The 21,087-nt window shown below is 46.4% G+C and carries 18 protein-coding genes and 1 tRNA gene; 12 read left to right on the top strand and 7 right to left on the bottom strand.

Translation table 11 applies throughout. The annotated features are described in order from the left end of the window. Nucleotides 1-33: 33 nt before the first annotated feature. The 7 genes from CLV42_RS04130 to CLV42_RS04100 all read left to right on the top strand — a co-directional run bounded on the left by CLV42_RS04130 (nucleotide 34) and on the right by CLV42_RS04100 (nucleotide 6,637). Nucleotides 34-1,233: an MFS transporter gene (locus tag CLV42_RS04130; RefSeq protein WP_211303381.1), complete on the top strand. Its 1,200-nt coding sequence runs from the start codon at nucleotides 34-36 to the stop codon at nucleotides 1,231-1,233. Between the two features lie 401 nt (nucleotides 1,234-1,634). Beyond that, nucleotides 1,635-2,552 (top strand): arginase family protein, encoded by a 918-nt coding sequence (locus CLV42_RS04125; protein WP_146154303.1) that lies wholly within the window; start codon nucleotides 1,635-1,637, stop codon nucleotides 2,550-2,552. A gap of 135 nt (nucleotides 2,553-2,687) precedes the next feature. Next, nucleotides 2,688-2,769 (top strand) — tRNA-Leu (locus CLV42_RS04120). Nucleotides 2,770-3,001: 232 nt separating this feature from the next. Then, the gene (locus tag CLV42_RS04115) at nucleotides 3,002-4,375 is read left to right on the top strand and encodes a trigger factor (RefSeq protein WP_106600601.1); all 1,374 of its coding nucleotides are present in this window, start codon (nucleotides 3,002-3,004) and stop codon (nucleotides 4,373-4,375) included. Then, a complete protein-coding gene (clpP, locus tag CLV42_RS04110) occupies nucleotides 4,365-5,066 on the top strand; it encodes an ATP-dependent Clp endopeptidase proteolytic subunit ClpP (protein WP_106600600.1) in 702 nt (233 codons plus the stop codon). The genes CLV42_RS04115 and clpP overlap by 11 nt, the downstream gene beginning before the upstream one ends. A gap of 107 nt (nucleotides 5,067-5,173) precedes the next feature. Then, complete coding sequence (clpX, locus tag CLV42_RS04105; RefSeq protein WP_106600599.1) at nucleotides 5,174-6,409, top strand: ATP-dependent Clp protease ATP-binding subunit ClpX; 1,236 nt, start codon at nucleotides 5,174-5,176, stop codon at nucleotides 6,407-6,409. A 21-nt stretch (nucleotides 6,410-6,430) separates the two neighbouring features. Then, nucleotides 6,431-6,637, top strand: a complete 207-nt coding sequence (locus CLV42_RS04100; RefSeq protein WP_106600598.1) for a hypothetical protein — start codon at nucleotides 6,431-6,433, stop codon at nucleotides 6,635-6,637. Between the two features lie 109 nt (nucleotides 6,638-6,746). Here CLV42_RS04100 and ltrA read toward each other — a convergent pair whose 3' ends face one another. From ltrA to porX, 7 genes are all read right to left on the bottom strand, one after another. Continuing rightward, nucleotides 6,747-8,060 (bottom strand): group II intron reverse transcriptase/maturase, encoded by a 1,314-nt coding sequence (gene ltrA / locus CLV42_RS04095; protein WP_245901456.1) that lies wholly within the window; start codon nucleotides 8,058-8,060, stop codon nucleotides 6,747-6,749. Nucleotides 8,061-8,911: 851 nt separating this feature from the next. Continuing rightward, nucleotides 8,912-10,537 (bottom strand): NADP-dependent glyceraldehyde-3-phosphate dehydrogenase, encoded by a 1,626-nt coding sequence (locus CLV42_RS04090; protein ID WP_106600597.1) that lies wholly within the window; start codon nucleotides 10,535-10,537, stop codon nucleotides 8,912-8,914. A 267-nt stretch (nucleotides 10,538-10,804) separates the two neighbouring features. Continuing rightward, on the bottom strand, nucleotides 10,805-11,944 hold the full coding sequence (locus tag CLV42_RS04085) for an acyl-CoA dehydrogenase family protein (protein WP_106600596.1): 1,140 nt from the start codon (nucleotides 11,942-11,944) through the stop codon (nucleotides 10,805-10,807). Continuing rightward, nucleotides 11,941-12,702: a ComEA family DNA-binding protein gene (locus CLV42_RS04080; RefSeq protein WP_106600595.1), complete on the bottom strand. Its 762-nt coding sequence runs from the start codon at nucleotides 12,700-12,702 to the stop codon at nucleotides 11,941-11,943. The genes CLV42_RS04085 and CLV42_RS04080 overlap by 4 nt, the downstream gene beginning before the upstream one ends. Nucleotides 12,703-12,811: 109 nt before the next feature. Further along, a complete protein-coding gene (locus CLV42_RS04075) occupies nucleotides 12,812-13,576 on the bottom strand; it encodes an MBL fold metallo-hydrolase (protein WP_106600594.1) in 765 nt (254 codons plus the stop codon). After that, entirely contained in the window at nucleotides 13,573-13,926 is a 354-nt protein-coding gene (locus CLV42_RS04070) for a hypothetical protein (RefSeq protein WP_106600593.1), read from the bottom strand. Before CLV42_RS04070 ends, CLV42_RS04075 begins: the two co-directional genes overlap by 4 nt. A 31-nt stretch (nucleotides 13,927-13,957) precedes the next feature. Next, entirely contained in the window at nucleotides 13,958-15,511 is a 1,554-nt protein-coding gene (gene porX, locus CLV42_RS04065; RefSeq protein ID WP_106600592.1) for a T9SS response regulator signal transducer PorX, read from the bottom strand. A 294-nt stretch (nucleotides 15,512-15,805) separates the two neighbouring features. Between porX and CLV42_RS04060 the strand changes: the two genes are divergently transcribed. From CLV42_RS04060 to CLV42_RS04040, 5 genes are all read left to right on the top strand, one after another. Continuing rightward, entirely contained in the window at nucleotides 15,806-17,032 is a 1,227-nt protein-coding gene (locus CLV42_RS04060) for an HD domain-containing protein (protein ID WP_106600591.1), read from the top strand. Nucleotides 17,033-17,132: 100 nt separating this feature from the next. After that, nucleotides 17,133-18,182, top strand: coding sequence for a UDP-3-O-(3-hydroxymyristoyl)glucosamine N-acyltransferase (gene lpxD / locus CLV42_RS04055; RefSeq protein WP_106600590.1), 1,050 nt, complete (start codon nucleotides 17,133-17,135; stop codon nucleotides 18,180-18,182). Between the two features lie 33 nt (nucleotides 18,183-18,215). Beyond that, nucleotides 18,216-19,631, top strand: coding sequence for a bifunctional UDP-3-O-[3-hydroxymyristoyl] N-acetylglucosamine deacetylase/3-hydroxyacyl-ACP dehydratase (locus tag CLV42_RS04050; RefSeq protein ID WP_106600589.1), 1,416 nt, complete (start codon nucleotides 18,216-18,218; stop codon nucleotides 19,629-19,631). A 9-nt stretch (nucleotides 19,632-19,640) separates the two neighbouring features. Further along, nucleotides 19,641-20,435, top strand: a complete 795-nt coding sequence (lpxA, locus tag CLV42_RS04045) for an acyl-ACP--UDP-N-acetylglucosamine O-acyltransferase (protein ID WP_106600588.1) — start codon at nucleotides 19,641-19,643, stop codon at nucleotides 20,433-20,435. Then, entirely contained in the window at nucleotides 20,432-21,049 is a 618-nt protein-coding gene (locus tag CLV42_RS04040; RefSeq protein ID WP_106600587.1) for an ABC transporter ATP-binding protein, read from the top strand. The genes lpxA and CLV42_RS04040 overlap by 4 nt, the downstream gene beginning before the upstream one ends. The last annotated feature ends 38 nt before the right edge of the window (nucleotides 21,050-21,087 follow it).

Below are 21,087 nucleotides of genomic sequence, written 5' to 3'. Positions count from 1 at the left end.
GTCGTAACTTGCGGCCTTATTGACCGAAACAGGATGGAGCACAAACACTTAGGAAAGGGAGATACGGCGTTTATGGCGGCTTGTACAGGATTGATCGTTGCCAACATTTACTATTGCCAACCACTCATCGTTTTAATAGCAAAAGAATGGGCATTACCTGAAAGCGCAGCTGGCAGGGTTACCTATCTCACCCAGATAGGGTATGCACTCGGGCTGTTACTGATCGTTCCCATGGGAGACATCCTGGAACGGCGGAAACAGATCCTGCTTAGTACAGGATGTAGCGTAGTGGCGCTATTACTGGCAGCGACCGCCCCCAATTTTCTCACCTTACAGATCGCCAGTGTACTTATTGGCATTTCCTCCATCGTTCCACAGCTTATTTTGCCACTGGCAGCCCATCTGACGGCCGACCACAAACGGGGCAGTACCATTGGTACCATCATGGCAGGTTTACTGGTGGGCATCCTGGCCTCCCGCAGTCTCAGTGGTGCTATCGGATCTTTATATGGCTGGCGGGCAATGTATTACATTGCCGCAGGGGTATGCCTGGTACTGATGCTATTGATGCGGCTCCGCTTCCCTAAAAGTCAGCCGTCTTTCAAAGGACATTACGGGCATCTGATGAAGTCAGTGGCACATTATGCCATGACACAGCCTTTACTGCGACAGGCGGCTATTACCAATGCCCTGTCATTTGCAGTGGTAAGTGCCTTCTGGGTAACGATGGTACTTTTCCTTTCAAGAGCACCATTTGGGTTTAAGTCCTTCGAGATCGGCCTGTTCGGTCTGGCAGGTGCCGCCGGTGCCCTCGCTGCGCCGCTCGTCGGGAAGATCAGTGACGGCCGGGATCCGGGCAACAACATTATTATCGGGCTAATCTGCGAGTTACTCAGTTTCATAGGATTTTATTTTACCGGCAGCGGCATCTTCCTCCTGCTGGCCGGCATTATTATACTGGACGTTGGACACCAGTCTGTCCAGGTCACCAACCAGACTATCATCTACTCTATCCTTCCTGAAGCCAGGAACCGCTTTAATACCGTCTTTATGACCTCCACCTTCATAGGAGGCGCCACCGGCTCTGCCTTGGGCCTGTTTCTTTGGAATATTGGCCAATGGCCGATGGTATGCGCAGGCTGTAGCGGGGTTATCCTGGTAAACATTTTCCTTTTCTTCAGAAATAAGGCAAAGGCTGCCCGCAATGCGGAATTAGCCGTTCAAAAAGCCTGAATAAGCAGCAGCATTTATTAACCAGGGGTCGCTCTGGTACCGATTTTATACGTATTCGTTAACGTCACTTTATCGACATTTCCATATCGCTTCACCGGCAATTCCATATCATTTCACCGTCATCTCTATATCGAATCGATATACAGATGACGGTGAAATGATATCCAGATGACGGTATAGCGATATGGAGATATAGGGATCAGACCGAAACCATAAGCAGTCTACATGTAGAAGAAGACGTTTGATCTTCCTGGACGGATATTCAGCTGAAGGCTATTTTGTTCATTGTCAATGCTACGTATGGGAAATTTCTGCAGACTGCATTCTTCTTTTATCAGAAAGCCCTTATCTTCGGTTTACAACCAAATATTTACCCCAAACAGATCCAAAAACAATCACACATGCGCCATTTCATGATCATTGAGGCCCCGTCCAACCTCGGTTTGAAGGAACTACGCCCAGGTGTGGAACCAGGTGTCAGGCGGCTGCCGGAGGCACTGCGTAAAACAGAACTGGCACTGGAAGCTGGCATTAACCATGTTATTTGTATACCGACGCCCCCTTATAGTATGGACATAGATGGAGAGAGCGGAGTACGCAATGCAGAAGCCATAGCAGCGTACAGTGAGAAACTGGCTGCCAGTGTGAGGGAGGCCGTGGAAAAAGACATCATCCCTATTGTAATAGGCGGAGACTGTAGTATATTGATTGGCAATGCGTTGGGATTGAGAAGTACGGGAAAGGATTATGGGCTGTTTGCCATGGACGGCCACCACGATTATATGTGGCCAGAGTATTCCGGCACCGCCGGAGCGGCCGGAATGGCCCTGGCCATTGTAGCGGGCAAGGGACATGCGAAACTGACAAACATCGGTCATTTAGGGCCTTATATAAAGGAAGAATATATTTATGCATACGGCAACCGGGAGCTGGAAGCTGGTTATGTGCAACTGATCACTGACAGCAAGATTCACTACTATGATCTGCCAGCCATCCGGGAGCAGGGCACACATGCCATTACTGCCGGTTTCCTGACAATGATCGGTCAGGCAGGGCTGGACGGTTTCTGGGTCCACCTGGATGTGGATGTACTGGATAATGATGTCATGCCCTGCGTTGACAGTCCGCTGCCAGGGGGACTGTCTTACCGGGAATGGGAGGAAACCCTGCAGCCACTGATTGCGTCCCGGTACTTTAAAGGCATGAACATTACTATCCTCGATCCGAGTATGGACCGGGATAACAGGTATACCAAGGCCTTTTCGGAACGTTTGGCAGCGCTGTTAAGACCGGCAGTTAAGGGTTTGAGTAACAGTTAAAAAAACTGAGCAGTACGATTTTTTTAATTAATAAAAAACATTACCTTCGCAGTCCTTTTTCCATCTCGTACAGGAAGTTTTTGTAAACTTGTACAGAATAGGAAATGAAACGAAGTTCTTTATAGATATGTAAATGCGGGTGTGGTGAAATTGGTAGACACGCCAGACTTAGGATCTGGTGCTTCACGGCATGTAGGTTCGAGTCCTATCACCCGCACTTTTTTTGACGCTTAATGCCCGATGCTGACCGCTTAACGCAGACTCTGCCTCAGCATTAAGCGTTTTTTTTATCCGGCAATCCGGTACCCAGCTTCAAATTATTGCCATTAAGGCGCTAAGTCACCTAGTAACTCCCACACAGCTGCCATTCCTTCGTGCCTTTGTGACTTCATGGCAGAAAATTCAAACAAGGAATTATTATTGCTTCATACAAGAACATTTAAACTATTATGGCAACCGTTACCAGAGAAAACATCGGTTTATTGAATGATAAGATCACTGTGAAAGTGAGCCAGGAAGATTATCTTCCAAATTTTGACAAGGCAGTAAAGCAGCTCAGCAAAACCGCTAATATACCTGGATTCCGTAAAGGCATGGTGCCTGCCGGCATGGTGAAAAAGATGCACGGTCAGGCCATTTTTGCAGATGAAATACTGAAAACAGTTGAAAAAGAGTTAATGGGGTATCTCCAGAACGAAAAAGTGGAAATATTTGCCCAGCCGCTCGCCCTGGATAAAGAAGCGAAAACTTTCGACCACAATAATCCATCTGAATACGACTTTGACTTTGAAATAGGCCTGAAACCAGCTTTCGAGGTGACCCCACTGGCACCTGGCAAGACTACCCTGACCCGTTACAAGATCAAGGCTACGCCTGAAATGCTGAACGAAGAGATCGAGCGTCTGCAGTTAAGAGGTGGCAAATCAACAGAAGTTGAGTCTATTAACAGCCCGGATAACGTTCTCGGCCTGAATGTTGTTGAAACAGATGCTCAGGGTGCTGCTGTAGAAGGTGGTCTCCAGAAAGACATCTCTTTCCTGGTGAAAAACTTCAGCGCTGCAACCCAGTCTGAACTGCAGGGTAAGAAAAAAGACGACAGCATCGTGGTACTGGCTTCTGCTGCCATTGACGCAGATAAACTGGTTTGGTTCCAGCACGATATACTGGGCCTGCACGAGGATATCGCTGCCAAATACTACAAACTGACTATTACCAAGGTAGAATTAATAGAGAAAAGAGAACTGAACGAAGAGTTCTTCAAAGAAGTGTTCCCTGCTGAAGAAGTAGCTACAGAAGCAGCCTTCCGCGAAAAACTGCAATCAGAAATAGAAAAATCCTGGGATGCCGAAAGCCGCAACCGCCTGCATAACGACCTGTTCGAAGTGCTGGTTCACGAAACGCCTATAGAGCTGCCTAAGGATTTTCTGAAACGTTGGCTGCAAACCGGCGGTGAAAAGCCAAAAACCGCTGAAGAAGCTGACAAGGAATATCCAGGTTTTGATCATCAGTTGCGCTGGACATTAATCAGCGATAAATTGATCCGCGAAAATCAGCTGGACGTTTCTTTCGACGAAGTGAAAGAAGCAGCCAAACAGAAAGTACTGGGCTATTTTGGTGGCGCTGCCACTGATGGAGCAGACTGGCTGGATAGCTACCTGGAGCGCCTGCTGCAGGATGAGAAATTCGTGGACCAGACCTACCGCGAGATGGTGACACAGAAATTGTTTGATTGGGCAGAAAATAAGGTAAATGTGAAGGAAGAGGAAGTAACAGCCGAAGAATTTGCTAAATTACCTAATAAACATCACCATCATGAACATTAATAACGAATTCAGGAAATATGCCATCCAGCATAGAGGGATCAGCAGCCTGGTAGTAGATAGCTATACCCGTCATCAGATTAATGCCTTAACGCCAAACATCATCGAGGAACGCCCGATGAACATGGCGATCATGGATGTGTTCTCACGTTTGATGATGGATCGTATCATTTTCATGGGAGACCCTGTAAATGACTACGTAGCCAATATTATTACCGCACAGTTGCTGTTCCTGGAGTCTACCGACCGTACCCGCGATATACAGATGTATATCAACAGTCCTGGTGGTAGCGTTTATGCAGGTCTTGGTATATATGACACCATGCAGATCATCGCTCCTGATGTAGCTACTATCTGTACCGGTATGGCCGCTTCTTTCGGCGCCGTACTGCTGGTAGCAGGTGCAAAAGGCAAGCGTACTGCTCTGAAACACGCCAGGGTTATGATTCACCAGCCTCATGGTGGTGCAGAAGGCCAGACTTCCGATATCGAAATCACTGCCCGTGAGTTCGTAAAGCTGAAAAAAGAGCTGAACGAGATCATCGCTACCCATTGCGGCCAGCCAGTGAAGAAAGTAGAGAAAGACTCTGACCGTGACTACTGGATGACTGCCGACGAGGCAAAAGAATACGGCATCATCGATGACGTACTCACCAGGAATCCAAGAAAACAGCAGGAAAACAATCCGCAATAACAGATTACGGAAAAAGTAAATGGAAAAAGGGTGCGAAATGTCTTTTTTGCACCCTTTTTCATTGGATGAAGTTCCCCTTTCCCCCATTTAATGTACCTTTGTAAGCTATGAAAGAGACTAAAATCCGTTGCTCATTTTGCAACCGTTCAAAAGATGAAGTGCAAATACTGATTGCCGGTGCAGAAGGTCATATCTGTGAGAACTGCGTTGCAAACGCGCAGGAGATCATAGAACAGGAATTGTTTCAGCAGCAGGGCAAAAAAGCGCCCTCCCACTTTGTTCCTAAAGTGGCAAAGCCTGTTGAAATAAAGAAGTTCCTGGACGAATATGTGATTGGTCAGGATGATGCTAAGAAAATACTGGCAGTAGCCGTATATAACCACTATAAACGCCTGAACCAACAGGTTGGCGATGACGATGTGGAGATCGAGAAATCAAACATCATTATGGTCGGTGAAACCGGTACGGGTAAAACCCTGCTGGCTAAATCCATCGCCCGCCTGCTCAACGTGCCTTTCACCATCGTAGATGCAACCGTGTTCACAGAAGCGGGCTATGTAGGTGAAGACGTGGAAAGCATCCTCACCCGTCTGCTGCAGGTTTGTAATTATGACGTAGAAGCTGCCGAAAGAGGCATCGTATATATTGACGAGATAGATAAGATCGCCCGCAAGAGCGACAATCCTTCTATCACCCGCGACGTAAGTGGTGAAGGCGTGCAACAGGGCCTCCTGAAGCTGCTGGAAGGTACAGAAGCGCTGGTTCCACCACAAGGTGGCCGTAAACACCCTGAACAGAAACTTATCAAGGTAAATACACAGAATATCCTGTTTATCTGCGGTGGTGCGTTTGACGGTGTAGATAAGATCATCAGCCGCAGGGTACAGACCCACTCCATCGGTTTCAATGTGAACACCGACAGAGAAGAGGAAAGCAAAAAACACATCCTGCGCTATGTAAATTCACAGGACCTGAAAGCCTTCGGATTAATCCCTGAATTACTGGGACGTCTACCCGTGGTAACCTATCTGAACTCTCTCGACGCTGATGCATTGAAAGCAATCCTGACAGAACCGAAGAACGCCCTTGTAAAACAATACAAGAAGCTGTTCAAGGTAGAAGGTATCGAATTGGTAATAGAAGACGATGCCCTGGATTATATCGTTGAAAAAGCAATGGAATACAAACTTGGCGCCCGTGGTCTCCGCTCCATCTGTGAAGTGGTACTCAGCGATGCTATGTTTAACCTGCCTTCTTCCAGCGAAAGCGCTTTTGTACTGACAAGAAGCTACGCAGAAGAAAGACTGGACAAATCCACGCTGGTACAGCTGAAAGTGGCCTAAAACAACTCAAAGCAAAACGATATGGACCTCTTAAAAGAACTTCAGGAAAAAGCAGGGCTTAGTAATGACCAAGCCTTAAAAACCTTCGAGATACTTAAGGAATATGTGAGGGGTAAAGTACCCGGATTTCTGTCAGGTACCGTTGAAAAATGGTTTGCCGACATCGAAAAACGAGCAGGTGCCCAAGGCTCAGAAGAAAATAAAGACAACGATTTCCTCGAACACTAGAGAATAATATTTCAATCGAGTAGGAAGTAAGGGATTACTTCCCTTACTGTCCTCTCACACAACCGTACGTGCCGTTCGGCATACGGCGGTTCATTAAACACAAACAGTTTCAGCAAGGCTTTACTATGTCCATCAGACTGGTAAAGCCTTCCTGCTTTAAGTAGTTGTTGCTTAGGGCACGCGTAAGAATCGGACTATGCACGCTGCGCCATTTCCCTTTACGGGTGTTACCCCATTGGTAAGCTCGATACGCAGGGATTCCTAGCTTGGTTAGCGCTGTTATACGGGTTTTGGTCTTTTTCCATTGTTGCCAATAGCATAGACGCAAACGACTTCTAACCCATTTGTCCAGTTCTTTAAACTTCCATTTCGCTTCGCTAAGTTTAAAATACTGCCCCCAGCCTGTGTTCAACTTCCGGATTTCATCTAGTCGAGCTGACATGCTATAAGGTTTACTGCGCGAGGTAATTGCTCGGATTTTGTCCTTATATGAAGCTATGCTCTTACGGTGAACGCTGATACCTTTTTCTCCTTTGCGGTGGTAAAAAGTAAAGCCAAGCAATTTCATCGTCCATGGACGGGTTACGCTGCTCTTTTCTGTATTTACCTTCAGCTTCAACTCCTTTTCTATGTAATGGGTTATACTCTCCATCACGCGATCGCCGGAACGTTTGCTCTTCACATAAATACTACAGTCATCAGCATATCGTACATAACGATGACCGCGTTTTTCCAGTTCCTTATCTAGCTTATCAAGGATAATATTAGACAGCAGAGGGCTTAACGGCCCCCCTTGAGGAACTCCTTGTTTACTAGCTACACGCTTTTTACCATCGTCTATCTCACTCCGAAGTATCTTATGGATCAACTTTAGGACTCGCTTGTCCGTTATTCGACGGCTCAGCTCATTCATCAGGTAGTCATGGTTTACACGGTCAAAGAACTGCGACAGGTCAAGGTCTACTACATGGCTATAGCCTGCATTGATGTATTCCTTCGCCTTTAAGGCTGCCTGATGCGCATTCTTTTCACTGCGGAACCCGTAACTGTTCTCTGAGAACGTGGGCTCATACAGCGTCACCAATAAATGGCGTTCACCGCCGTTGGGCTTGGGTATCGTTACCCGCTTTACTGCGCTTGGTTGGTAGCTCCCTGTTTCCAGCTTGGTTTTAGTCTGGCCCCATTCGCGTTGTAGTTGACTAAGGAAGTCTTTCGCTTCTATTCCGTCTATCCCTTTCGCTCCTTTGTTGCCTACCACTCGCTCATAGGCCGATGCCATGTTTGACTTGCTTAGGATTTCTTCCAGTAACATTTCTTCTACTTTTCCTCTGTCTCCTTGTTTCTTTCCTTCCTTCAAGATGTCGTTCAGCGCTCCCTGATACCCTTTTGCTTCCAGCGTAGCTCTTGCAGGGCAGCTCTCCATTCGGAGTTTTCTGCTTTCTTTACGATCATCCCATTTCCAGAGATACTCCTCGGACGTTTAATGTTCAGCCCTTCCCTCTGTATTCAGGTACTATGGCCTCTGCTGACTTCTGCTAAACAAGCATATATCACTATATGCTCTTGCTCCTTCGGGCCGCGCTTCTCCCTCCGTCCACCGCTTAACAGACCTCCCCGGGTAAGATGCGCAAACTTTCTCTTCATATACCTGTCAGATCTACAGTTACTTGTTTCGGATAGTTTAGGGCTTCGTTTTGTCATGCAAACTCACCCACAAGTAATTGCCTCATCTGCTTCCTGTTCGTCAGGCCAAAGATTTACCGCCGGCTTCCTTCAGATTCCTCCTCACGGAGGACACCCTTGCCTTAGGTTAACGCTTCCCACTATCAAGGCGCGTTCGGGACTTTCACCCTAGAGTTTGCGCCCGTGCCGGGCGCACATGATAAAAGGCCGATCTGTCGATGACAGGTCGGCCTTTTATTTTGTGACAGTGTCCGGTCGTAAACAACATACCAGGGACAAATTGAACAGTTGAAGATCGTTACAGCTACGCTTTTCAAAAAAACATCCGCTTATTCAGCGGATGCTTTCCTTGGGTTGCGTAAAAATGTTTCGATTGTCTTTCTTTTTTGTTGAAGGTTGATAAATGGTAAAGAGTGATGAATTAACCCAAATTTAACGTTCTTAATCCACAATTCCATCACCCAAATCAACTAATACTCATTTTTCTGTAAAAAAGTACAAAAGGCAATCATACATTAATATTTTATCACATAGCTAAACTACTCTTGTTTAACCTCGTAATGGGCTTTTTAGTAGCTAATATAATTTTGACTAAAAGATATATTTTGTTGACAAAAAGTTCGAAGTCTGATCATTTACAATCTTATTCAACAGATTTTTGTTCTGTTCAGTTTGTTTTGTAGCCACCATTGAACGGATGGAGAACGCACGTAATGCATCAGGTACACTAAGCGTTCCTTCGGCAGAATCCTTACGACCAGTGAACGGATATACATCCGGACCACGTTGACACTGACAGTTGATATTTACACGGCTCACCTGGTTTACCAGCGGATCTATCAAAGATGCCAGTTCGTCTGCATCATTAGAGAACAGGCTTACCTGCTGACCGTGATCAGATGCTATCAGGTACTCAATAGGTGTTTCAATATCATCGAATGGCAATACCGGCACCAGTGGTCCGAACTGCTCTTCCCTGTATACCTTCATCTTGTTATTCACTGGATATAAAACTGCCGGATATACGAAAGATTCGAAAGCAGATCCTCCGTTCTCATTGATCACTTTTGCACCATTGGCAATGGCGTCGTCAATACACTCTTTTAAATAGGCCGGTTTTTGTGGCTCAGGCAATGGAGTCAGGAACACGCCCTTTTCCCATGGCATACCCATCTTCAGCTGGCTGATTGCAGCGCTCAGTTTCTGTAGGAACAGATCAGCCACCTTACTATGCACAAAAACGATCTTTAAAGCCGTACAACGCTGTCCGTTGAAAGATAGTGAACCTAGTACCGTTTCCTGTACTGCAAGGTCAAGATCAGCCTTATCTGTGATAATAGCGGCATTCTTGGCATCCAGACCCAGGATGGCCCTCAGGCGGTTCACTTTCGGATGCATCTTCTTCAGCTGGTTAGCCACCTTGCTGCTGCCTATCAGGGTCAGTACATTGATCTTACCGGATTCCATCAATGGGCCGATGATCACGTTACCACGACCGTAGATAGTATTTACCACTCCTTTCGGGAAACAGCTGGCAAAAGCTTCCAGCAGCGGGTAGTGTAATAAAGTGCCATGTTTCGGAGGTTTGAACAACATTGTATTCCCCATAATCAGCGCAGGGATCAATGTGGTGAAGGTTTCATTCAGCGGATAGTTGAATGGTCCCATACAGAGTACCACACCTAATGGAGAACGCCTGATCTGACCGATAATGCCCTGCTGGATCTCGAAACGGCTGGAGTTACGGTCCAGGTCTTTTAACGCATCAATGGTGGTATTGATATATTCTACGGTACGGTCGAATTCCTTGATGGAATCTGTGTATGATTTACCGATCTCCCACATGATCAGTTTTACAATCTCTGATTTCTTCTCGATCATTTTGCCGGTAAACTTCTCCATACAGGCAATACGTTCAGATACTGTCATTGTCGGCCATTCGCCACGGCCATCATTATATGCCAGTACTGCTGCGTCCAGAGCAGCCATTGCTTCTGCTTCTCCGCATAAAGGATAAGAACCGATCACCTTTCTCTCCAGCCCTTTCGGTGTCTGTATACAGATTGGAGATAATACTGTATGCACATCGCCATTCCATGGTTTCATTTCTCCACCTGACAGATATTCCCGCTGATGTACTTCTGCCGGCAACTGGTATTCAGCCGGGATAGCATCTGCTGTGGGGAATAGGTGGTGTAATTGTTCTTCAAAGCTCATGACATAGTTATTTAATGGGTTGAAGATAATAAAAGGACACTTACAACTATGGTACTCAATTAACCTCTTTGAAATTCATAAGAAACGCCTCTTTTATACAACTGGAGCCAAAGGTAGGGGCGTTCGGGCGAAACGGCAGATAGTAAAAATTGATAGGCTTATTGATATAAGTATATAACAAACAGAAAGCCCGTGAGTGAATGCTCACGGACTAACACTATGTAATAAACAACGAAATATCTTGTGATGACGATACGTCGTGATCGCTTATTTCAGCGCCTCGCGTGCAATGACCAGCTTCTGTATTTCGGAAGTACCCTCTCCTATTGTACACAGCTTAGCATCACGATAAAATTTCTCTACAGGAAAATCTTTCGTATAGCCATATCCGCCAAAGATCTGTACGGCTTCATTGGCGGTCTTCACGGCTACTTCAGAAGCGTAGTATTTGGCCATTGCCGCCTGTTGTGTCACCACGCCCCCTCTTGTTTTAGTATCAGCGGCCTGCATGGTCAGCAGTTCTGCTGCCATGATCTCTGTAGCCATATCGGCCAGCTTGAAGGAAATGCCCTGAAAACTGGCGATTGGTTTATCAAACTGATGACGTTCCTGTGCATACTTCAACGCTGCTTCATAGGCGCCTTTGGCAATACCCAGGGACAGCGCGGCAATAGAGATACGTCCTCCGTCCAGTACTTTCATTGACTGTATAAAACCATCGCCTTCATTTCCCAGCATGTTGGCTGCTGGTATGCGGCAATTATCAAAGATCATTTCAGCTGTTTCTGAAGCACGCATGCCCAGTTTATTTTCCTTTTTCCCACCGCTGAAACCAGGGGTGCCACGTTCCACCACAAAGGCAGTCATACCGTGGCTGTCGCGTACATTACCGGTACGGGCTATTACCACGGCCACATCTCCGCTTTTACCATGAGTGATCCAGCATTTGGTGCCATTGATGACCCACTCGTCACCATCTTTATGGGCCACACATTTCATGTTCATGGCATCTGATCCGGTATTGGGTTCCGTCAGGCCCCAGGCACCTATCCATTCTGCACTGGCCAGTTTGGGGAGATAACGTTGTTTCTGTTCTTCTGATCCGAATTGCAGGATATGGCCGGTACACAGGGAATTATGGGCGGCCACGCTCAATCCGATGGCGCCACAGATCTTAGCGATCTCGCTGATGACGGTCACATATTCCAGGTATCCCAGTCCGCTGCCGCCATATTGTTCAGGCACAAGTACTCCCATTAGCCCCAGTTCGCCCAGTTGTTTAAACAGCTGCGCCGGAAAGGTTTGATTTTCATCCCATTCCAGTACATAAGGTTGCATGTGAATTTTTCCAAAGTCGCGTATCACTTGTGTAATCTGTCGTTGCGTTTCTGTAGGCTCAAAGTTCATAATGGGGAATTTTCTGTTTTGATGTAATGTTCAATTTTACGATAAATACTATCATCTACCAATGGTATGCCAAGAAGGTCTTCCACCTGCCTGAAAGGCCCGTGGTTATTGCGATACAGTACTATTAACCGCGCCAGTTTGTATCGTATGTATGGATGTTGTGCCAAAGATTTTTCATCCATCTGGTTGAGGTCTATTTTTTTTAGTGAAACCTTATGCAATCGCAGGGAAGCTTGAATTTTATTAAATGTACTGTCTGCCAATCCGTAGGTTTCTCCTACCTGGCTGATAGAGTAGAAGCCTCCCAGCTTCTCCCGGAACTTTACAATGCGGGCAGCCAGCACAGGTCCTATACCCGGCAAGGATTCCCATAGTGCGGAATCTGCCGTATTAATGTCCAGCACAGGTATACTCTTCTGATATGCTTTCCTGCGGTCGCCTTCCTGTCGTACTCCGGGCGCCTGCCAGGTATTATTCCTTTCACGCCAGGTATGCTGCGTATCGCGCCGGCGGAAGTTAGTACGGCTACGGGCATCCACCGGGAAAACCTTCGTGCCGTTCAATAGTGCATTATGGAATGCCGCTACTTCTGCAGATAACACACTGTCGGTTGCAGACACTTCAGCGGGGAGCAGTACGCAACGCTCCCATAAGGAGGGCATAGCCACACAGCTACCTGTCAGTATCAAAAGGAATAAAATACCTTGTCTTTCCTTTCGCGAAAAGCTGTTGTAAGCTTTCCATAACGCCTGCTTCATGGGTTAACATTTAAAGCCGGGCAAGTTATTGCAAAAACTAAAGAATAAAGTTAATGCGAAGTTAATCTCAGACACAAATACACAGGCATACAGTAAATAGTAGAACAAGTTACAGTACCACCTCCAGGCCATCATAGGCCAGGGCCATGCCTACAGGCAATTCTGCAGAGACCTCTTCATGTAAACCCAGCTGGTGACTGATATGGGTAAAATAGACCTGCGGGATCTCCAGTTCACGACCAATGGCAATCGCTTCATCCAGCGTAAAATGGGAAATATGTTTCTCTTTCCTCAGTGTATTGAGTACAAGTACTTTAGAACCTCTGATCTTTTGCTTTTCCTCTTCGGCTATAAAATTGGCGTCTGTGATGTAAGTAAAGTCGTTGAAGCGGAATCCCAGCACCGGCATACGGTGATGCATCACATTAATGGGAATGATATCAAGGCCATTCACATTAAAAGGCGCCGTACCAATGGTACGCAGGTTCAGCTCCGGGATACCCGGATATTTCTGTTCGGCGAAGGCATAGGAGAATTCATTACGGATGATCTGCTGGGTAAATTCCGTAGCATAGATATCGATAGCCCGCTGCTGGAAATAATTAAAGGCACGGATATCGTCCATGCCTGCAATATGATCTTTATGGGAATGGGTGATCAGCACAGCCTCGAGGTGTTTTAAGCCTACCCTGAGCATCTGGTAACGGAAGTCGGGTGTCGTGTCGATAACAATATTACCGGCAGGCGTATCTGATATCAGGATACTGCTGCGCAGGCGCTTATCTCTTGGATTGGAGGAGGTACAGACCTGGCAACCACAAGCTATTACGGGTACGCCCTGCGAAGTACCGGTTCCTAAAAAGGTGACTTTCAATTCTCTGAAGGTTGTTCTGGTGAAGGTGGTATTGATGTATCATCTGTGTTATCGGTCGCTGCTGCATCTGCTGCATTTGCCGCGTTCCTGTTGTCGACTATCTGCCTGTACAGTTTCAGCGACTCGGGAGTCAGCAGGGTTTCATCCAGTGCCATCGTGGAAAGGATATCCAACAAAGTATTGATACGTCCTTCCAGGTTCAGGAATTTATTGATAACAACCACCTTCTTGTGTTCAAGTACACAATAGCCGGAGTTGAACGTTCCCTTTTCGAAACGCAACTCATATTTGGCCTCTCCAAAAATCTTTTCGAGGCGGGTCAGGTTATTGGGTGTGACTTTAAAGTTCATTCAACAAAAATAAGGAAAAAGCCCGGAGTCCCTATTTACTCACCAGCCTTGCTACAGGCACAATCACTTCTTCCAGTGAAATACCGCCGTGCTGGAAAGTATTCCGGTAGAAATTGACAAAGTAGTTATAGTTATTCGGATAGCAGAGGTAGCCATCCTCTTTAGCGAAGATGTAAGATGAGTTCACATTCGGCCTCGGCAGACCTGCTTCTTTTGGATCGCGGAAAGCCAATACTTCCTTCGCATCATAGTTCAGGTTACGGCCATGCTTGTAACGGAGGTTGGTAGTGGTCTGTTTATCCCCTATCACCTTCACCGGTGTTTTCACTCTTACGTTACCGTGGTCAGTCGCTATGACCAGGTTGATCTTTTTGTCGGCCAGCTTACGTAGCGCCTGATGTAAAGGCGAGTGTTCAAACCAGCTGGCGGTAATAGAGCGGTAAGACATCTCATCGGCTGCCAGTTCCTTCAGCACTTCCATTTCCGTACGGGCATGGCTGAGCATATCTACAAAGTTATACACGATCACATTGATCGGGTATGACATCAGGTTATGCACATTGTTGACCAGGTGTTGCCCGTCGTTGTGGGTGGTCACCTTGGTATAAGAGAACCGGGGGTCCATCTTCAGGCGGCGGAGCTGATCGGCAAAGAAAGTTTCCTCATGCAGGTTCTTCCCTCCTTCCTCATCATCATTTTTCCATTCTTCCGGGAAACGCTGTTCAATATCTATTGGCAGCAGACCGGAAAAAATAGCGTTGCGGCTGTATTGGGTAGAGGTAGGCAGGATGCTGTAAAAGGTATCTTCCTGCACCAGGCGGTAAGATTCCAGGAAAATGGGCAGTATCGCCTTCCACTGGTCCCAGCGGAGGTTATCTATTATAATAATGAAATTAGGTACGTCATTGTCCAGGGCCGGCACGATCTTATCCCGGAACAGGGTATGGGACATTACCGGCGCTTCTTTTGATTTCGGGCTTACCCAGCTGGCATAGTTCCGGCTGATGAATTTGGCGAACTCTGTATTGGCTTCCGCCTTCTGGGAATTGAGCACCTCCAGCAGCTCTGGGCTGTTGGTTTTACCCATTTCCATTTCCCAGTACACCAGCTTCTTGTAGATGTCCATCCACTCGTTATAGTCCGGGTTGGAGTTCAGCGCCATAAACAACGTACGGAATTCCTGTTGGTAGGCGATGGTGGTCTTTTCAGCCACCAGGCGTTTATTATCAATGATCTTTTTCAGGGAAAGGAGCACCTGGTTCGGGTTCACCGGTTTAATAAGGTAGTCGGTGATCTGGGAACCGATAGCATCGTCCATCACGTTCTCTGCTTCATTTTTAGTGATCATCACCACAGGGATCTGCTGATCGATCTCTTTGATCTTTCCCAGGGTTTCCAGACCAGTTATACCCGGCATAGATTCGTCCAGCAACACCACATCCACCACCTGTTCACGCAGGAATTCGAGGGCGTCATACCCGTTGGTGAGGGCCGACACTTTATATCCCTTGGTTTCCAGGAACATGATCTGTGATTTCAGTGATTCTATTTCATCATCTACCCAAAGTATATTTATTTGACTCATTCAAGTAAGGTGTTTATGATAAAGCAAATTTTAGTTGGCAGTGACAACTATCCTACTCAAGTTACGTATTCATGTTGTCAAAAACCGTTCCTGGCAGCTCATCCGGGCACAATAAATTGTTAAAAAACAATATGTTCTACCATCAGTGATTAAATATTAATAATTTCGATCATAAAAATAGGGAAAATAGCGTGGAAGATAGGGGGATTCCTTTCCTCCCGCGTCTATACATTAGAAAAAGTTACAGATAATAATTCCTTAACGTAGCTTTGTCTAGCTAAAGGAGAACGGTAAATGGCAGAACGCAAGCGAAAAATTGTGAACGATCCGGTGTATGGCTTCATTACGATTGACCATCCGTTGATCTTTACATTAATTTCCCATCCTTATTATCAGCGTTTGCGCAGGATCCACCAGATGGCGCTTGCACACCTGGTATATCCTGGCGCGATGCATACCCGTTTTCATCACAGCATGGGGGCCTATCATCTGATGTGTTTTGCCCTTATGGAACTCAAGGCAAAAGGGGTACAGATCACCGAGGAGGAAGAGGTCGCTACAAAGATGGCCATACTTTTGCATGATATAGGTCATGGACCTTATTCTCATGCCCTGGAGAATGGCATTATTGAGGGGGTATCCCACGAGAAGATCAGCCAGTGGCTGATGGAGGAGCTGAACAGGGAAATGAATGGGGCGCTGACGCTGACGATAGAGATCTTTAACGGCCGTTATCACAAAACCTTTCTGCACCAGCTGGTTTCCAGCCAGTTAGACGTAGACAGGATGGATTATCTGAACCGGGACAGCTTCTATACAGGCGTTTCTGAAGGAGTAATAGGATACGACAGAATAATAAAAATGCTCACTGTACACCGTGATGAGCTCATGGTGGAAGAGAAAGGGATCTATTCGATAGAAAAGTTTATAGTAGCGCGCCGCCTGATGTACTGGCAGGTATACCTGCACAAAACGGTGCTGAGTGCGGAGAATATGCTGGTTAAAATACTGCGCAGGGCCAAGGAACTGGCTTCACGGGGCGTATCCCTGTTCGCCTCGCCCGCATTGCAGTATTTCCTCTACCATACTATCACGGCTGCCAACTTTGAACAGGAACCGGCTTGCCTTCAGCAATTCTGCCTGCTGGACGATTACGATATCCTTGGGGCTATCAAGGTATGGGCACAGCATCCGGATAAGATATTATCGCTGCTTTGCAACTGGCTCATCAACAGGAATTTATTTAAATGTATCCTTAACCATGAAGCCTTTGATGCGGAAAGTATTCATCTCCTCAGGCAAAAGATACAGCAACAGTATGGCATTAGCGGTAAGGACCTGGACTATTTCGTTTTTACGGGCACAGCCTGTCTCAGTGCCTACAATGTGAATAATGAGAAGATTAACATTCTCTTTAAGGACGGAACTGTAAAAGACATTTCCTCCATTGACAATGCACTGGTTAGTCATACGCTGGCTATACCCGTAAAAAAATTCTACATTTGTCATCCAAAAATCTGATGAATGGCTAATTATCAATTACAAATTCCGGAAATACGAGTTGTGGGACAGGAATAGGTTGATAGCTGGTCAGATCGGGTAACATTATTAATTAATAACTATGCAGTTTAGCGCATTACAATTGGCTACCATGCTGGATGGTAGGCTGGAAGGCAACCCAGACGTTAAAGTGAGCAACATCGCCAAGATTGAAGAGGCCGGTGAAGGGATGCTCAGTTTCATTGCCAATCCTAAATACGAAGAATTCATTTATACTACCAATGCTTCAATACTGATAGTGAATGAAAGCCTTGTAACGGAAAAACCTGTTAAGTCAACCCTGATCAGGGTAAAAGATGCATATAGCAGCTTTGCCCTTCTCCTGGAAAAATATAAACAGCTGGTAGGTAACAAGACTGGTATTCAGCAACCGTCTTATGTACCTGCATCAGTAAAGACTGGTCAGAACGTTTTCATCGGTGCTTTTGCCTACCTGGGCGAAAACGTAGTGCTTGGAAATAATGTTAAAATATATCCCGGTGTATATCTCGGCGACAATGTTACCGTACAGGATGATACTGTCATCTTCCCGGGTGTAAAGGTATATGACAACTGTGTACTGGGCAGCAGGGTGATCCTGCATGCGGGTTGTGTGATCGGTGGAGATGGTTTTGGCTTTGCGCCCCAGCCTGATGGAACCTATAAGAAAGTGCCGCAGATCGGTAATGTGATCATTCACGATGATGTGGAAATAGGGGCTAATACCACAATAGACCGTGCTACAATGGGTTCCACCGTTATCCGTCAGGGCGTAAAACTGGATAATCTGATCCAGATAGCACACAATGTGGATGTGGATACGAATTCTGTAATTGCGGCACAGACCGGTATCTCCGGCAGCACTAAAATCGGCAAGAACTGTGTGATAGGCGGACAGGTAGGCCTGGTGGGACATATCCAGCTGGCCGACGGTACCAAGATCAATGCACAGAGCGGCCTGTCTAAATCGATAGCGGAACCAAATACAGCACTGATGGGATCTCCTGCTTTTGATTACAAAAGTTCCTTAAAAAGTCAGGCAATTTTTAGAAATTTGCCGGACCTTGAAAAACGTGTGAAGGAATTGGAAGATATGGTAAAACAACTGCTTTCCGTGCGGGAAGGTGTTTGAAGAACAAAGTAGGATAAACAGTTATAATAAAATATGGATAGTCATCAGTCGTCTAACCAACACACGATAAAAGCCCCAGTCACTATATCGGGTGTTGGTTTACACACAGGAGCGCATGTAAACATGACCCTGAAGCCGGCCACTCCCGGTTACGGTATTAAATTTCAGCGTGTAGATCTGCCTGAACAACCTGTAGTTAAAGCCGATGTCGATTATGTCGTGGATACTGCGCGCAGCACGACGCTCGAACACAACGGCGCACGCGTAAGTACGATCGAGCATATTATGGCTGCCCTGGTGGGAACAGGAGTAGATAACGTACACATCGAGATCGATGGTCCTGAAATTCCGATTATGGATGGTAGTTCCTCCCCCTTTATCCAGAAGATAGAGGAAGCTGGTATTGCCGAACAGGACGCCAAAAAGGTCTGGTATTCAATTGACACCAACATCAATTACTACGACGATAGCAAGAACGTAGAAATGGTAGCCCTGCCTGCAGTGGATTACCGTATTACCTGCCTGATCGATTTTAATTCGCCTGTGTTAGGAACACAGCATGCTAATCTGAACAGCCTGCAGGATTTCAAAGAGGAAGTAGCGCCCTGCCGTACTTTCGTATTCCTGCATGAACTGGAATACCTGATCTCCAACAACCTGATCAAAGGTGGCGATATCAATAACGCTATCGTGATCGTAGATAAACCGGTAAGCGATGACCAACTGGCCAGCCTTGCCAAGGTGTTTAACCGTGAGAAGATCAGCGTAGCAGCAAGAGAAGGTATTCTCAATAACATACAGCTTCACTTCCCGAATGAACCGGCACGTCACAAACTGCTGGACATCGTGGGTGACCTGGCACTGGTAGGTGTGCCTATTAAGGCGCATATCATTGCAAACCGTCCGGGACACGCTTCCAACGTGGAGTTTGCCCGTAAGATCAAACAGTATATCAAGAAGAACAAGCACATCAAGGATGTGCCTGTATACGATCCTAATAAACCAGCTATCTTTGATCTGCCACGTATTGAAAGAACGTTGCCGCATCGTTATCCGATGCTGCTGGTAGACAAGATCATCGATCTTACCGATACACAGGTAGTAGGTATCAAAAACGTCACCTTCAACGAGCACTTCTTCCAGGGTCACTTCCCGAATAATCCGGTAATGCCGGGCGTATTGCAGGTGGAAGCACTGGCACAGTGCGGAGGTATTCTTGCACTCAACACTGTACCAGATCCTCAGAATTACGATACCTATTTTATTAAAATCGACAACTGTAAGTTCAAGCAGAAAGTATTTCCAGGAGATACCATGATCCTGAAGATGGAATTGCTGAGCCCCATCAGAAGAGGCATAGTAGAAATGAGAGGAACAGTATTCGTAGGCAACAAGGTAGTAACTGAAGGTGACCTGACCGCTCAAATCATTAAAACAAGAGAAAGCTAAATAATAGCAATGATCCATCCGCTAACTTACATTCACCCGGACGCCAAAGTAGCGCCAAACGTAAAGATCGATCCCTTCACTGTCATTCACAAAAACGTTGAAATCGGAGAAGGTACCTGGATCGGCTCCAATGTCACTATTATGGATGGCGCCAGGATCGGTAAGAACTGCCGTATCTTTCCCGGGGCTGTAATTTCCGCCATTCCGCAAGATCTCAAATTTGCAGGCGAAGAAACCACAACTGAAATCGGAGATAACACCACCATCAGAGAGTATGTAACCATAAACAGAGGAACCAAGGACAAATGGAAAACCGTTATCGGCAATAACTGCCTGATCATGGCGTACAGCCACATTGCACACGATTGTGAAGTGGGCAATAGCTGTGTGTTTTCCAACAACACTACCCTGGCCGGCCATATTACCGTGGGCGACTACGTAGTGCTGGCGGGCATGGTAGCCGTTCAACAGTTCTGTAAAATAGGCGCACATGCCTTTGTTACAGGAGGTTCCCTCGTGAGAAAGGATGTACCGCCTTATGTAAAAGCAGCACGTGAACCGCTGTCATATGTAGGCGTGAATTCTATCGGTCTGAAAAGAAGAGGTTTCTCTCTCGAAAAGATCAACCACGTACTGGATATCTACCGTATCATATTCGTGAAAGGATACAAGCTGTCAAAAGCGATCAGTATCATTGAAGCAGAATATCCTGCCACTGATGAAAGGGATGAGATACTATCGTTCATCCGTGAATCCGGCAGGGGCATCATGAAAGGTTATACGTCACTAGCCAGCGACGAATGAAAATAACGCTGCACCAGACAGGCAAACGATTTAACTACGACTGGATCTTCCGTCGTGTATCTGCCACTTTTGAAGCTGGCGGACGGTATGCCATACTGGGCCCTAATGGCTCTGGAAAATCTACACTTTTACAGGTTATCAGCGGACACCTCCATCACAATGAAGGTTCCGTTACTTATAACACACCGGAAGAACTGCTCAGTCCTGATCAGTTCTTCCGGCATTGTGCCATCGCTGCTCCTTACCTCGAACTGGTAGAAGAATTTACACTCGCAGAAAGCCTGCAGTTCCACCTACAGTTCAAACAATTCATTCCCGCAATCACTCCCGCAGATGCTGTAGCCCTGGTGGGCCTGGAGAAATCCATGAACAAACAGATCCGCTATTTTTCATCCGGCATGAAACAAAGACTGAAACTGGCCCTGACCATTTTCTCTGATGTTCCCGTGCTGCTGCTGGATGAACCCTGTACCAACCTGGATGCCTCCGGTGTCCGGCTCTATCAGCAACTTATTACCGATTACAGTGGCGACCGTCTTATCATTGTCAGTTCCAACGATGAGCAGGAATACTTTATGTGTCCGGATCAGATCAGCATACTCGATTATAAATAAGCGCCGGCTTACCGTGAGCACATTACCCGGCTTCATGT

This window comes from Chitinophaga ginsengisoli (assembly GCF_003014595.1).
GTDB lineage: Bacteria > Bacteroidota > Bacteroidia > Chitinophagales > Chitinophagaceae > Chitinophaga > Chitinophaga ginsengisoli.
Note: the sequence above shows the minus strand (reverse complement) of the source record. Positions and strands in the feature narration are given on the sequence as shown.